The 14,146-nt window shown below is 36.8% G+C and carries 13 protein-coding genes, 1 tRNA gene and 3 pseudogenes; 6 read left to right on the forward strand and 11 right to left on the reverse strand.

The features are described from left to right. Positions 1-132 precede the first annotated feature (132 nt). Positions 133-991: pseudogene (locus ABWU67_RS00430) on the forward strand (IS630 family transposase). Positions 992-1,019: 28 nt separating this feature from the next. On the opposite strand, the pseudogene ABWU67_RS00435 reads toward ABWU67_RS00430, so the two are convergent. From ABWU67_RS00435 to ABWU67_RS00465, 7 genes and pseudogenes are all read right to left on the reverse strand, one after another. Next, positions 1,020-1,559, reverse strand: a pseudogene (locus ABWU67_RS00435) (PD-(D/E)XK nuclease family transposase); the annotation flags it as partial. Beyond that, entirely contained in the window at positions 1,556-3,103 is a 1,548-nt protein-coding gene (ltrA, locus tag ABWU67_RS00440) for a group II intron reverse transcriptase/maturase (RefSeq protein ID WP_353281921.1), read from the reverse strand. The pseudogene ABWU67_RS00435 and the gene ltrA, both read right to left, overlap by 4 nt. A gap of 633 nt (positions 3,104-3,736) precedes the next feature. Continuing rightward, positions 3,737-3,982: pseudogene (locus ABWU67_RS00445) on the reverse strand (PD-(D/E)XK nuclease family transposase); the annotation flags it as partial. Positions 3,983-4,259: 277 nt separating this feature from the next. Then, the gene (dxr, locus tag ABWU67_RS00450; protein WP_070356952.1) at positions 4,260-5,423 is read right to left on the reverse strand and encodes a 1-deoxy-D-xylulose-5-phosphate reductoisomerase; all 1,164 of its coding nucleotides are present in this window, start codon (positions 5,421-5,423) and stop codon (positions 4,260-4,262) included. An 82-nt stretch (positions 5,424-5,505) separates the two neighbouring features. Further along, positions 5,506-6,003 (reverse strand): hypothetical protein, encoded by a 498-nt coding sequence (locus ABWU67_RS00455; RefSeq protein WP_182367341.1) that lies wholly within the window; start codon positions 6,001-6,003, stop codon positions 5,506-5,508. A 320-nt stretch (positions 6,004-6,323) separates the two neighbouring features. Next, the gene (locus ABWU67_RS00460; protein WP_006279859.1) at positions 6,324-7,025 is read right to left on the reverse strand and encodes an ABC transporter ATP-binding protein; all 702 of its coding nucleotides are present in this window, start codon (positions 7,023-7,025) and stop codon (positions 6,324-6,326) included. Beyond that, positions 7,018-7,800 carry an MlaE family ABC transporter permease gene (locus ABWU67_RS00465; RefSeq protein WP_353282030.1) on the reverse strand — a complete coding sequence of 261 codons (783 nt, stop codon included), beginning with the start codon at positions 7,798-7,800 and terminating at the stop codon, positions 7,018-7,020. Before ABWU67_RS00465 ends, ABWU67_RS00460 begins: the two co-directional genes overlap by 8 nt. A gap of 553 nt (positions 7,801-8,353) precedes the next feature. Between ABWU67_RS00465 and rpmF the strand changes: the two genes are divergently transcribed. The 3 genes from rpmF to ABWU67_RS00480 are packed head-to-tail and all read left to right on the forward strand — an operon-like array spanning position 8,354 to position 10,533. After that, a complete protein-coding gene (rpmF, locus tag ABWU67_RS00470; RefSeq protein WP_082860917.1) occupies positions 8,354-8,536 on the forward strand; it encodes a 50S ribosomal protein L32 in 183 nt (60 codons plus the stop codon). Between the two features lie 10 nt (positions 8,537-8,546). After that, positions 8,547-9,584: a phosphate acyltransferase PlsX gene (gene plsX / locus ABWU67_RS00475; RefSeq protein WP_353282215.1), complete on the forward strand. Its 1,038-nt coding sequence runs from the start codon at positions 8,547-8,549 to the stop codon at positions 9,582-9,584. Next, the gene (locus ABWU67_RS00480; protein ID WP_353282031.1) at positions 9,577-10,533 is read left to right on the forward strand and encodes a beta-ketoacyl-ACP synthase III; all 957 of its coding nucleotides are present in this window, start codon (positions 9,577-9,579) and stop codon (positions 10,531-10,533) included. The genes plsX and ABWU67_RS00480 overlap by 8 nt, the downstream gene beginning before the upstream one ends. Here the strand turns inward: ABWU67_RS00480 and ABWU67_RS00485 are convergent. After that, a complete protein-coding gene (locus ABWU67_RS00485) occupies positions 10,501-10,677 on the reverse strand; it encodes a hypothetical protein (RefSeq protein ID WP_341821894.1) in 177 nt (58 codons plus the stop codon). The genes ABWU67_RS00480 and ABWU67_RS00485 overlap by 33 nt on opposite strands. A gap of 53 nt (positions 10,678-10,730) precedes the next feature. Here ABWU67_RS00485 and ABWU67_RS00490 point away from each other — a divergent pair, with 53 nt between their 5' ends. Both ABWU67_RS00490 and ABWU67_RS00495 read left to right on the forward strand, forming a co-directional pair. After that, positions 10,731-10,901, forward strand: coding sequence for a hypothetical protein (locus ABWU67_RS00490; protein WP_353282032.1), 171 nt, complete (start codon positions 10,731-10,733; stop codon positions 10,899-10,901). A 65-nt stretch (positions 10,902-10,966) separates the two neighbouring features. After that, on the forward strand, positions 10,967-11,143 hold the full coding sequence (locus ABWU67_RS00495; RefSeq protein WP_179945717.1) for a hypothetical protein: 177 nt from the start codon (positions 10,967-10,969) through the stop codon (positions 11,141-11,143). Positions 11,144-11,394: 251 nt separating this feature from the next. Here the strand turns inward: ABWU67_RS00495 and ABWU67_RS00500 are convergent, their stop codons facing one another. The 3 genes from ABWU67_RS00500 to mnmE all read right to left on the reverse strand — a co-directional run bounded on the left by ABWU67_RS00500 (position 11,395) and on the right by mnmE (position 14,043). Continuing rightward, positions 11,395-12,411 (reverse strand): NAD(P)/FAD-dependent oxidoreductase, encoded by a 1,017-nt coding sequence (locus ABWU67_RS00500; RefSeq protein WP_353282033.1) that lies wholly within the window; start codon positions 12,409-12,411, stop codon positions 11,395-11,397. 168 nt (positions 12,412-12,579) lie between these two features. Beyond that, positions 12,580-12,667: transfer RNA gene (locus ABWU67_RS00505), tRNA-Ser, on the reverse strand. 47 nt (positions 12,668-12,714) lie between these two features. Next, complete coding sequence (mnmE, locus tag ABWU67_RS00510) at positions 12,715-14,043, reverse strand: tRNA uridine-5-carboxymethylaminomethyl(34) synthesis GTPase MnmE (RefSeq protein ID WP_353282034.1); 1,329 nt, start codon at positions 14,041-14,043, stop codon at positions 12,715-12,717. Positions 14,044-14,146 lie beyond the last annotated feature (103 nt).

The following is a 14,146-nucleotide window of genomic DNA, read 5'->3' on the forward strand; positions in this document are numbered from 1 at the left end:
TCTTTAATTTGTTCAGCAATTTTGCCTATAATGTTCTTACCACCATATTTATTCTCATCCCGAGCAGTATAGCTCTTTCCACAGAAGTCCGGATATGATAAGATTAAGGATAGATGGCGATAAGGAGGTTGGATGCCGGCAGCATATAGTTATGATTTAAGAAAAAAAGCAATGGAAGCACTAGACGAAGGGGAAAGCAGAGAAGCAGTGGCAGCAAGATTTAAAATTGGACGAACTACTTTGTGGGAGTGGAAGCAAAGAAAAAAAGAAACAGGCGACTTTCAGTCAAAAAACTCGGTAATGGAGGTTACAATCAGAAAATTATCGACTGGAATAAGTTTATCGAATTTGCTAAAAAACACGGTAGAAAAACTCTGTCGGAAATGGCTAAACTTTGGGGCAACGTTAGTATCGAAACGATCCACCGAGCTCTCAGAAAAATTGGATTTACGCGCAAAAAAAGACATATGGATACAAGGAAAGGAACGAAGAAAAACGTGCTGAATTCTTAAAAATTATAGCAACAAAAGAACCAGAAAACTTAGTGTATATAGATGAGTCTGGGATTGATAACACGGAGGACTATCCATATGGGTATTGCCAGAAAGGACAGCGATTTTATGCCCTAAAATCTGGAAAAAAAACTCAACGAATCAGCATGGTTGCAGCCTTAAGTAGAAGAAAGATAGTTGCTCCATTAACATTTGAAGGCCACTGTAATATGGATATTTTTAATGGATGGTTTGAGCAATTTTTGGCACCGATCTTAGAACCTGGACAAACTGTCATTCTTGATAATGCTACTTTTCATAAGTCTGATAAGCTTATCAAGCTCGCTAAAGGAGTCGGTGCAGAAATTTTGTATCTGCCGCCTTATTCTCCAGATTTTAACAAAATTGAGCATCATTGGTTTGCTATAAAAAACAGAGCCAGGAAAAACATTCCTCTATTCGAATCCTTTCGTCGTGCTGTTGATTCTGCCTTCCTATGACCTATTCGGACTATTATGAGAAATGCTATAACTCTTCTTCTGACCAATTAAACTTATTCATTTCTTCATAAGCTCGTTTTATTATTACGTCACTACCAACTATTTTATCTAGGTCCTCTTCGCTTGTTTCTGCTGCATATCGGAAAAAATAACACCATTTTTCTACTATATTTTCTAGTTGGTCTTCTTTTGTCTTTGTAAATTTAGGTAGTTCTATGAATACGAAGTAAAAATCCTTTAAGTCATGTTCAAAGCTATTTTGATCTAAAATGACATGATTAGATTTGTACTCAGCCTTATCTGGAAAAATAATACAATCAGCAACAGCAATAAAGATAATTTCTTTGAGGTTATGATAATCATCACCTTGATCAGCTTGACTTGAGTAGGCTTTGGCAGCATAGTATTGAGCACGCTTTTCGAAGCCTTTGGTCTTAGTAAACTGGTCAGGTAAGGAAGCAGTATTACTACTACCCCCTCCCTTAGAAACGCAGCATGCAGGTTTCCCAACACTACGCTTGAGCCCCTTATCTAAGTTCTTCTTTTCTAGAACCGGCTTGTCCTTCATGATTCCTCAGGAAACATCATTCTTAATGGTGACACCAACAGTAGAGAACCTTCTCTTGAGAAAGAGCTTGCTAACATTCTTGTTCGTTTCACTCTCTCATCAAAATACTTTTTCCATTTTAAGTCAAGGGGATTTGCATCCGCTCTGATTTTAACATGTCGTCTGATAGGTATATCAATCAGCTTAAGCAGTCTTAAATACCGTATCTCTTTTGGTTTGTTCTTGCATAGGGGTGCAGCAAAAACCCATTGGCGTTGACCCATTACTTTGAAGTAACGATTCTTTATCCAACGTAATCCTTTACGAGGATGTCCTTTCTTTGCCCATTTCCATAAACTATGCCAAATTTCATTGTCGATCTTTCTAAACGCTTTTTTAGCACACACATGGTGATAGTAATTTCCCCATCCTCTCAGTAGAGAGTTGAGTGACTTAATTACTATAGCCTGAGTGTTCGCTATATTTGCTTTTATCAATGTACGTGCTTTATTAAGAAGTCTTTTAATACTTTCTTTCGAAGGTTTAATAATTAACTTCTTATTATATCTACGTACATTACAACCAAGAAAGTCAAACCCTGTTGTGATAGATGTAATCTTTGTCTTCTCTTCTGACAGAATTAAACCTCGCTCATGAAGAAAAGATGATACTAAAGGCTTAACTTCCTTTTCCAGTACTTCATGTGTGAAACCTGAAATAATAAAGTCGTCTGCGTATCTGATTACATTCACTCCACTTCTGATTTTGTTTCTTTTTCTACTGCCGAGTTTACCAAATCGACTTTCCAATAACTTTTCAAGTCCGTTTAAGGCTAAATTGTCTAGTATTGGAGAAATTATACCACCTTGCGGGGTACCTGCAGTTGTGGGATACAGAGTTTTTGATTCTAGGAAGCCAGCTTTTAACCAACTATGCAGAATTTTTTTCTCCATAGGAATATGCTTCATAAGCCATTCATGATTAATGTTGTCAAAGCATCCTTTGATATCACCTTCAAGTATCCATTGTAGTTGATTACGACTTGCCAGTAACAAATGACAAGCTACTGTAGCATCTGCACAGGATCTTTTAGGTCTAAAGCCATAGGAGTGACGATCACTGATCGTTTCAGCTATCGGTTCCAGAGCAAACAGATATAATGCTTGCATGGCTCTATCTTTTATCGTGGGTATTCCAAGAGGTCTTCTTTTGCCATTAGATTTACTGATATAAATCCGTTTTAGCGGAGAAGGTTTATATCCTCTTTGCTTTAACTGCTTTATTCCTTGAAATTTAGCATTGCAAGTTGACCATAGTTGACGATCTACACCCGCTGTGTTTTTTCCTTGGTTTTCAGTTACTCTCTTAACAGCCAAAGCTTTTCCGCTAAAAGAGCGTGTGAGAAGATGTTGTAAAGTTTTTACCTTACCCCATCTTCCTTCTTGGACAGCCTTAACAATACATCTTTGTAGCCTCACAATAACTTTCTGGCATTTCTTCCATGGCAACTGCTTCCATGCTTCAAAGCTTTTGGTAGATGCACTTACAGGTTTACTTGTAATCATCTGCTTTCCTACCTTAAGTGGTTAACAAAGTTTCTTGTCACGAGGGACCAAACGGAAGTCTGCTCGTTTTCACGCGAATTAATGTTACAAATTCTATCCATTTCGTTACAAAATGGCATTCGCTTTCTCCATTCTCCTTTACCTGCACTTCCATCAGCATTCCTTGCGGTTTGCTTGCCATGTAGGCGAAAATACAGGCTTACCCTGTTTCTCCATTCATACAATAGTGGGTTAGGTGGCTTCTCTATACCGGTGGAGTTATTATTTGCGTACATCTAGAAATGAAAAATGTAACTTATCCACATTACCTTTTGGTCAGAGCTTATCAGCATCTTTAGCTCTTTCATCGTATCGGTACTTATAAAGCTTCACTTACGTTCACCATACCACTAGCCTAGCCCTCCAACCACATGATGCTTGCAGTTTATGCCCCTCTCACGATTGAGCATCTTCTTTTTCAAGAGGAGGTTCATTGTCCGCATCGCTTGGCACCAACCGGTTGCCCGATTCGCACTGATGCGTAGACTCAGACGGCAAAACATCTGGTTTAATAAGTTTTAGAATCCTTTCAGTTTCTTTCTGAATGAATTCCTCTCCTTTTAAACAATATGACCGAAGACTTTCAGGTCGCACCATTTCAATCACATACCTAGCCCCACTAGAGTCCCTGCAAAGAACATCAACTATACTTTGCTTATCAGAGGCAATTTCAGGATCCATTATAGTACTGAGGAATTCCACTTCTTGTATAGTATTTATCTCGGTAAACCCTAAAATATCATTCAAAAAATGTATGAGAATATTCTTATTTTTTTCAGTGCCAAAGATTCTTTTAAAGGTTAAATCCAGCTTAGGCTCGAGAAACTTAGATAAAGCCATAGCCAAAGTGCTTAAAAATATTAATAATTATACACTATTATTAACAATTATTCAACCATATTTTTGAAGATAGCTATACCGCCGCGGTATCTCAGCCGCTAACAAGAGATCCCGCTAACAAGCAGCGGGATGACGAGCTTATCGTCATGCCGCCGCGAACCGTCATACCGCGATTCATTCGCGGTATCTCGGCATAGATTCCGCTAACTAGTAGCGGAATGACGATTGTGTATCGTGTTTTGCTAAAAATCACAGAATGCAGTCTGGTTACATTACTCTAGCTATACGCAACAACTTTACTTTCAACAATTTTGTGAGCAATAATACGACTTTCATAATCAATATTTATTATATCAGATAGTGAATTAATATCAGTATAACTACCAAAACTTTCCATTGTTGATTCCACTACCTCTACTATTTTTAAAAAGCCGATTCGTGACTTCAAAAATTCATTAACAGCTATTTCATTTGCAGCATTGAGCACAATACTGTTTGTTTGTGGAGCAGAAGAGTTTAACACTGCCATGCTAAGCTTTAGCGCAGGAAAACGCTTATGGTCTGGTTCTTGAAAGGTCAATTTTCCTTGCTTTGTTAAATCTAATTTACGATTTAAAGCTGATCTTTCCGGCCAAGATAGAGCATATGAAATAGGAATTGCCATGTCAGTTTCTGCAAGCACAGCAAAGTTGAACCCATCCTTATAAGTTACAATTCCATGTACTATTGACTCAGGATGCACTATTGCTTCAATTTTATCCGGGCTGATATTAAACAAGTTATGTGCTTCTATTATCTCTAGTGCCTTATTCATCATTGTTGCGCTATCAACCGAGATTTTCTTTCCCATATTCCAAGTGGGGTGACTAAGCGCCTTATCTACCATAACATTTCTTAATTGCTCAAGGCTATAATTTAAGAATGGTCCACCAGAAGCAGTAAGTATGATCTTTTCTACGCATTTGTCGTCATTTTGCAAAATTTGAAAAATTGCATTGTGCTCAGAGTCAATAGGGATTATTTGTACATTTTTTTCTTTAGCTTTTTTGAGTAATAACTTTCCACCGCAAACAATGCTTTCTTTGTTTGCCAATGCAATGACTTTGGTACCGCTTTCTATAACTTCCATAACTGGCCCAAGGCCTGCAATGCCAACTATTGCAACAACTGAGAGATCAACAGGTATGGTAGCAATATTTGTAGCACCAATTGCTATTTTTACATCTGTACCAAGTAAACTTTCTTTCAAATCTTTGTAAAGCCTTTCATCGGAGATAGCAACATATTTTGCATTTAGCAGTTTTGCTTGGTGTGCCAGTAGAGCAAAGTTCGAATGGGCACTTAGTGCTTCCACTTGGTATTCTTCTTTTCTCTTTGAGAGCAAATCTACAGTCTTTTTTCCAACACTTCCTGTTGACCCTAAAACTGAAACCTTTTTCACTAAGACAAACTCATGTTAATTATAACAACAGCAACTTTTCTTATTAGGCCTTCTCGCATACTATTCAGCAGTTTTTAAGCGTTTAACCAAGTTCATGCCCGTGGTCATCACCAACAGATGGTGAAGGACCAGGTGAAAAAGATTGACCATGGTGATCACCTGCATCATGCATGTCTTGCAAACCATCAGCATTATGAGCCATTTCATTATTGGCATGAGGGTAATCATCTGAGTGAGGTCCCTCATCACCATGAGCCATATCCATTCCTTCTGATGGCATATCTTCCCCACCTCCACCTGAAAAATATTCTGCAAGGCCTTCAAGAAATTTTATGCCAAACATATTACCTGATTTTCCAAACAGCGTTACTAGACTACTACCACTCACCAAACCTTCAAACACGTTACTATAAGCAGCAATTGCTCCTTCATGAAAGTTGAACAACCATTTCATTCCATCCACGACTGTTGAAACAGAGTCACTATGACCAAGACCAAAACCACTTTTCTCACCAGCAGCCTCTTGGTGTTGCTGCTGCGCTTGCCATTCTGCAATATTTGGACCTTGAGCTTCACTCATAAATTTTTACTCTCAACCTTAAGCTATTATTTTATCACAAATATTGCAAAATATCAATAGAGCTTTTGAATATAGCTAATACAAACAATTTCTGTCATCCTATATATAGCTAAACTGACTTACGACAATTTGAAAAACGACAAATTCGTCATTCCGCTACTAGTTAGCGGAATCTATGCCGAGATACCGCGAATGAATCGCGGTATGACGTGTTAGCTATAGGATCCAGTTTGAAAAAAATCTGAATTCCAATGTCCACTACCTTTTACAAAGTTAAAACTTAAAAATATGACTGTTAGCAATAGTGTATATATCTTTAGCTATATATAATGAATGAATTTTTTTATATATTCGTTATTAGTATTTTGTATTTCCTGAACAGTTCCATGGGAAATGATCTCCCCTTCATATAATACTGCTATTTTATCAGCTATTTTAAATGCGCTATGAATATCATGTGTAATCGTGATAATTGTAGGGTTAAGATCTCTAGATAATTTTATTATTATCTCGTTTACTATATCTGACATAATTGGGTCCAATCCTGAAGTTGGTTCATCCAAAATAATGATTTCTGGATTGTGTGCAATCGCCCTTGCAAGTGCCACTCTTTTTTTCATTCCACCTGATAGCTCTATTGGAAACATATCTGCTATGCTTTCCTCCAGTCCAACATCATTTAACTTCTCGATTGCTAGCTGTTTTGCCTCTTTTTTGCTGATATTAAAGCGCTTTTTATAATTAAAAGATATATTTTCCCACACTGTAACGTAGTCAAATAAAGCGGAATTTTGAAATAAAACCCCAAATTTATTTTTGCTTTTACTATTTATTTTAACAGACCCTGAGTCTGGAGCAAGCAAGCCGATAATTGTTTTTGTTAATACAGATTTGCCGCTTCCTGAGCCACCAAGTATGACTAATGATTCCCCTTTTAATATATCAAAATTTAGATCCTTTAGTACTGTCCTATCATCAAAAGATAAGCTTAAGTTCAATATTGATATTATGGGGTTACGCATGTATCAAAGTAATCATGTAGTTTGCTAAAATGATCAGTATGGACGATAAAACAACAGTTGATGTTGTAGCAACACCTACTCCTCGTGCACCTTCTTTGCAATGGTAACCGTAATAGCAGCTTGAGACAGAAATTATGGCGCCAAATACAGTTGCTTTTATTAGCCCAGTTATAAAATCATACGTATTAAAGAACTGAGCTGTGTGTTTAATGTATATATTGAAATTGTGGTTAAATTCGAAGACTGCAGTGATACATCCTCCAAATATTCCTATTAAATCTGCACATACTGTAAGTATGGGAAATACTATGATTGACGCTAAAATCCTTGGTGCAATTAAATATTTAAAAGGGTTGATGTTCAAGGTTGTAAGTGCATCTATTTGCTCGGTGATGCGCATTGTACCAATTTCTGCTGCAACTGATGATCCAACCTTTCCTACCATTATTAAGCTGATCAAAACTGGTCCTAACTCTTTAATGATAGTGATCGTAACAAGTTTGGGTATTATCTGTTCTTGGTTAATTAATGGGTCACTCAAGCTACTTTGTAAAACTATTGCCGCTCCTATAAAAACTCCAGTGAGCCCAACAATTGGCAGAGAGAAAAAGCCTATCTCTATAATTTGTCTTGCTATGTTGCTAAAATAATATGGTGGCACAAGGCAGTGGTATAGAGATTGAATAAAAAATATGAATGCACTACCAAGCCTTAACAAAAAATTGATAAAGTACCTACCAATTATTCTAACACTATTTATATCAAAAAAGCTCACTTTGTATTCATTTTAGCTAGAGTTACTGATTTTATTAAAATTTTTATTAACTTTATCGCAAAGTATAGCTGAGATATGTTTTAAGTTCAATATACTTGATGTTTTAATTTAAAGCTTAACCCAAGAAAGGTTTCCCTACGTCATACCGCCACGGTATCCACAACTGTACGAACGTTGTAGTTTGGGCCACCAGTGGGCCAGTGCCCAGACACTGGTTCTATGCAACTTAATTAAAAACGTTTGTTTTAGCGTAAGACAACTACCTTTAGCTCATCAGCTCAGTTATAAGCAAAATTTCTGGATTCCAGACTGGAATGACATCATCTGTTGTGCAATTTACCTTCAAAAATGAATGTTCGTACAGCTATGCGCGGTATAGATTCCGCTAACGAGTAGCGGAATGACGGTTTTTCAAATTGTAGGTAAACCTAAGCCACTTTAGCTATAGAACTCAATTACATAAGCAAACCTTACTTATTTTACTATCCCTGTTTACTTCCTGTAAAAAACATGTTACTAATGTATTGTATTTTGTAGTAGAATGGAGGAAGTTTTGGCAGTTCCAAAAAGAAAAAAGTCAAAGTCAAGGCGTAATATGCATCGTTCTCATCATGCTATTCAGCCTAAGAATGTTGTGGTGTGTTCAACAACTGGGGAATTCATGTTGCCTCATAACGTAGCAGTTGATGGCAGTTACAAAGGAAAACGGGTTTTCATTAAGCAACAGGCAGAATGACTATTATGATATGTTATCTACGGTCAATAATAATATAGTTATTGCACTTGACGCTATGGGGGGCGATTTTGCGCCTCTTTCCGTAATTCAGGGTGCTGGTTTTTTTTTAGACAACCTTGTTGACCCAGGCATTAAAGTTTTTTTTCATATTTATGGAGATAAGGAAGAAGTATCTCCTTTGCTTTCAAAATACAAAAAAGTAAGTAACAATTCTGAGTTTACTCATTGTTCTGACAATGTCCTTGCAAATGATAAGCCATCTTTTGCACTGAGACATCGTAAAGACTCAAGTATGAAAGCTGCAATTGTTGCAGTGAAAGAAGGTAAAGCTTTCGGAGTGGTATCTTCAGGCAACACCGGAGCATTGATGGCAATTTCCAGATTTATTTTAGGAACATTACCAAATATTTATCGTCCTGCTATTGCCTCTATCTGTCCAACTAAGACAAAAAGCTTTGCTTTGCTTGACCTTGGTGCAAATGTTGATTGTAATGCCGACTCATTATTTCAATTTGCGTTAATGGGTAGTATATTTGCAAAAATAGCATTAAAAATTGACAATCCTGAAGTTGCTTTGCTAAATATCGGCACAGAAGAAGTTAAAGGTAATGACTCAGTGCGCGGCGCTTTTGAGTTGCTTAAAAACGCTCCAGGCATTAATTTCAAAGGGTATATAGAGGCAAGTGAATTTTTAGAGGGTAATATAGATGTGATTGTTGCTGATGGTTTTGTTGGCAATGTAATGCTCAAAACGGCTGAGGCAACCGCTAGTACCTTTATCAATCTAATAAAGCAGGAAGTATTCAACTCGTGGATAGCGAAAATGCTTGTTGGTATATTGTTAAAATCCAAACTAAATAAAGCATTAACGCGTTTTAATCCCCAAATTAGAAGTGGAGCTATGTTTTTAGGGCTGAATGGTATCATCATTAAAAGTCATGGAAATTCTGATGCTATTTCTTTTGCCCATGCCATAAAATTTGCAGTAAATGCAATTAGTGAAAATTTAAATCAAAAGATAATTAACGGGGTAAGTCATATTGAATAAAAGTTTCATATTAAGCACTGGATCTTACCTACCAAGAAAAATGTTGAGTAACAACGAAATTGCATCGATAGTTGAGACGAGCGATGAATGGATAAGGCAGAGAACAGGAATAGTTCAAAGGCATATAGCAGATGAAGGAGAGTTAACATCAGACTTAGCTGTAAATGCAGCAAGAAATGCTATAGAAAAAGCTAAAATTTCAGTAGATGAAATTGATTTAATCATAGTTGCCACAACAACGCCTGATAAAACTTTTCCTAGCTGTGCAACGATTGTACAAAGTAAGTTAAAATGTAAAAACGCATTTGCTTTTGATGTACAAGCAGCATGCTCTGGTTTTATATATGCAGTTACAGTTGCTGATTCGCTCATAAAATCTAACAATAGAATTAAATATGCGCTCGTTATTGGTGCTGAAATAATGTCTAGGATTGTTGACTGGGAAGATAGGTCAACTTGTGTACTCTTTGGTGATGGTGCTGGTGCAGTGATAATAAAATCAGAAATGGGTAGCAGCGGCATCATATCAACAAACTTATACTCTGACGGCAATGTGGACATACTATGTACGAACGGAGGGATATCCTCAACTGGTGATTCTGGAAAAATATACATGAATGGAAGAGAAGTGTTTAAACATGCAGTGGATAAGTTAACAGCCTTAATAGAGGAAACTCTGAAATGCAATAATTTGAAAATTACTGATATTGACTGGCTAATTCCCCATCAAGCAAACATTCGTATTATTGAAGCAGTAGTAAAGAAGTTAGATTTCCCTATAGAGAAAGTGATTAATACCGTTGATCAACATGCAAATACTTCAGCGGCATCAATCCCACTAGCACTTGATTATGCAATACAAAAATCAAAAATAAAATTAGGAAACCTGGCACTGCTGATTTCAATAGGTGCAGGCCTAACCTGGGGTTCTGTGTTGCTGCGTTATTAGACTTCCTGCATTACCTCCTGTCACCCAAGTACCCTCTCTTGTCATTCCAGTACCTCTTTCTCCTGTCATCCCAGTGCCCCCTTTTGTCATCCCAGTAGCCCCTTCGGTGTCATTCCAGTCTGGAATCCAGTTCTTATTGTACATTCACCTGGTGTAAAGTTATAGCTCTTTTTACAATAATCCGAACAGACCGTAATATGCTACTGGCCTGCTGTAGCCATAAACACATATCTTATCGCATTCGGACTATTATAAGAAAGGCTATAAGTTTCCTGGATCCCAGTGTCAGCTACTCGGATGACAAAAAAAGGAGCACTGGAATGACAGCAGTCCTACGTCATACCGCGATTCATTCGCGGTATCTCTAGATCCCGCTAACAAGCAGCGGGATGACGGTTGTCGTTTAGCCACAAATATTTAAGAAATTTACCAAATGAAAAAAAAGGCAAAAGAAGCCCTGGGGTTATTATCCGCTTTAAAATATTGGCGTTTTTTATGTTTTAAACGCTTGACAAGCGAGATTAAGCTGCTTTTAATTGCAACTAACTTACGCTGCAAACGTTTAAGAAATTTACTAAGCAGAAAAAAAGACAAAGAATCCCCGAGTTAGCTAGTCTTTTACTATCTCTGTCGAGTATTGGCATTTTTTGATGTCTTGTAACGCTTTGTAAGCGCGTTCAGCTTATTTAGATAAAAATCTAGATGTAGATGAAGTTTTGTAAAGACATACAGTATCTATATACTGCAAAAAATTGAACATAAGACGCCGATACATTAAGTAATCCTTACCTTTTAATCTGCAGATTGGCGAAAGCAAATACAATAGCTTCAGTTTCATGATAAGGGAGCTGGCGAGGTTTGTCAAGGAAGTTTTTCTTTCCCGTGAATTCCCTTTGAAGTTGAATATTGAAAATTGACTGGAGAGTTGTGGATTACTTTGTATATGTCATAACAAGCCATGGCGCTCTCAGCAAAACCATTTAGTATTAATTTTAGTTTGCCTGAATAAATAGCTATATCTCCGATTGCATATATCCTATCTCTACTGGTTTTAAGTGTAGCTGGGTCGACAACTATGCGGCTATGTTCTAACTGTATACCCCAATTGTTTATTGGACCAAGATTCATTGACAATCCAAAAAATGGCAGCAAAAAATCAGCGGATATTTCTTTTTCCTCCTTAGAGGCAATGTTTTTTACTATCACTGCGCTCAACTGCCCATTACTTCCTGCTAGTTCGTGTAATTGATATGGCACTACCAGTTCTATTTTTCCATCAATTTCAAGTGATTCTAATTTATTTCTAGTTTCAGGAGTGCAGCGAAATTCCTTTCTCCTATGTATCACATAAATTTTCTTTGCAACTTTAGAAAGTTCTACAGTCCAATCAGCCGCAGAATCACCCCCACCTGCAATGACTATAGTTTTATCCTGAAAATCAGAAATTTTATTTACACTGTAAAATACAGATTTATTTTCATATTCTAATATACCACTTAAGGGTGGACGGTTAGGTTCAAACATTCCATTACCTGCAGCAATGATAACAGCTTTGCATTTTACCTCTGTACCTATGTTCGTTATGATAGTAAAGTTTTCACCTTCGTTATTTGAAATCTTTTCTACTTTTTGACTTAAATGGTAAATAGGCTTAAATGGCGAAGCTTGCTCCATTAGCTGCTCAATTAATTTTTGGGCAGTAATTACAGGATAACCAGGTATATCGTATATTGGCTTTTCTGGGTAAAGAGCTGTGCATTGTCCTCCTGCTTGATCCAAAACATCTATTATATGACATCTCATATCAAGCATTCCCGCTTGAAAAGCAGTGAATATTCCAACAGGTCCTGCACCTATTATTACTATATCGGTTTTCATATTCAGATGGTGATCTATTTATAGATATTAGCTTTCTTTGCTAACAAGGTCAATTTACAAAGGGATGTATTTTTAAAAGATGTGGCTAGATTAGACAAGATTTCCAGCGTTATGAACCACATAGTCCAAATAAGCTCTAAAAATCAGCTAGCATAGCGAGATGCTGTGCGGACGGAATGGGATTCGAACCCATGGTACGCTCATCACGTACGTCAGTTTTCAAGACTGGTGCCTTAAACCGCTCGGCCATCCGTCCATTTCTTTTCTATCACAACATTTGATTTTAAGCAATCTATAAAAGCTTTACTTGCCCACGCAAAAGTTGCTAAACACACTACTCAATATTTCCTCAACATTAATAATTCCAATCACCGCACCAAGTTCAAATGCAGCAAGCCTCAAATCTTCAGATATCAACTCAATTGGATTATCGATATTAAAACGTTGTAAATGTTCCAGTGCTTTCTTCATGTGATTCCTATGTCTTTGCCGAGTGATTACAGGAGTGTCTCTATCATGCCCAAATTTTTCCTCTGCCTTCTCTTTTATGAGAGAGATCAATTTGTTTGTACCTATTCCCTTTAAAATAGAAATAGGTAGAAAATCTATGCCATTAATTTTTATATTGTGATTATTGATAACATCGTCAGCTTTGCTCAATACATAAATAGTATCGCTATTTACAACGTTGCAATTGATATTATGACGCTGTTCAAAAGGAAATAGTTCTATTCTTAAATCAGCTTCAAAAGACCTCTTTTTCGCTCGACTTATACCTTCTGATTCTATTGGATCTGAACTCTCACGAATTCCAGCAGTATCAGAGAGAATGATTGGGTATCCGCCAATGTCAATATGAGCTTCAAGTATATCTCTTGTTGTGCCTGCATATTCAGAAACAATAGCAATATCACGCTTGGCTAAGAAATTAAACAGAGTTGATTTACCGACATTTGGTTCACCAGTTATTACAATATGTAAACCCTCACGCAACCTTTCGCCCCGTCTATTATCATTTAAATGCTCTTGTATCAACTGCACGAGAGATTGCACTTCATTATTAATTTTTTCCAATTCACTTTTTTCTGCCCAAATGTCCTCTGGAAAGTCTATATATGCTTCGATTTTGGATTGTATCGTTATTAATCTTTGCCTCCAATTGCTGTATAGTCTCTCCAATTCTCCTGATATCTGCTTAATCGCTTGTTTAGCTTGCATTTTCGTCTCAGCGTCAATTAAGTCTGCAATTCCTTCTATTTGAGTTAAGTCAAATTTACCATTTAGAAAAGCCCTAAGTGAGAATTCTCCAGGCCTGGCCATAACGAAAATTTTTGATAATTCCTCCAAGATGATTTTTATGACTGCCTTACTTCCATGCACTTGTAACTCTATAACATTCTCGCCAGTGAAACTGTTTGGAGCAGGGAAATAGATGATTATTCCATTATCTATCAATTGATTGAAATCATCATATAGATCAACTAAAGTAGCAAATCTTGGTTTAATTTCTTTCTTAATATGAAAATGATTTAAAGCTTTAAGCGCATAGTTGCCTGAAATTCTAATTACTGCAACTCCTGACTTACCAAATACGGTCGATAAAGCGAAAATAGTTTCATTTGTGTTTGTCATTATTTATATAAACTACTTAGCAATATTACACTTAAGAAACCAAAATACCTAAAAAGTCACCCAGGTGAAAATATTTATTTTGAAAACTGATAATATGATTTAT

The sequence above is a fragment of the Wolbachia endosymbiont (group A) of Aleiodes leptofemur genome, assembly GCF_964028465.1.
Classification (GTDB): domain Bacteria; phylum Pseudomonadota; class Alphaproteobacteria; order Rickettsiales; family Anaplasmataceae; genus Wolbachia; species Wolbachia pipientis.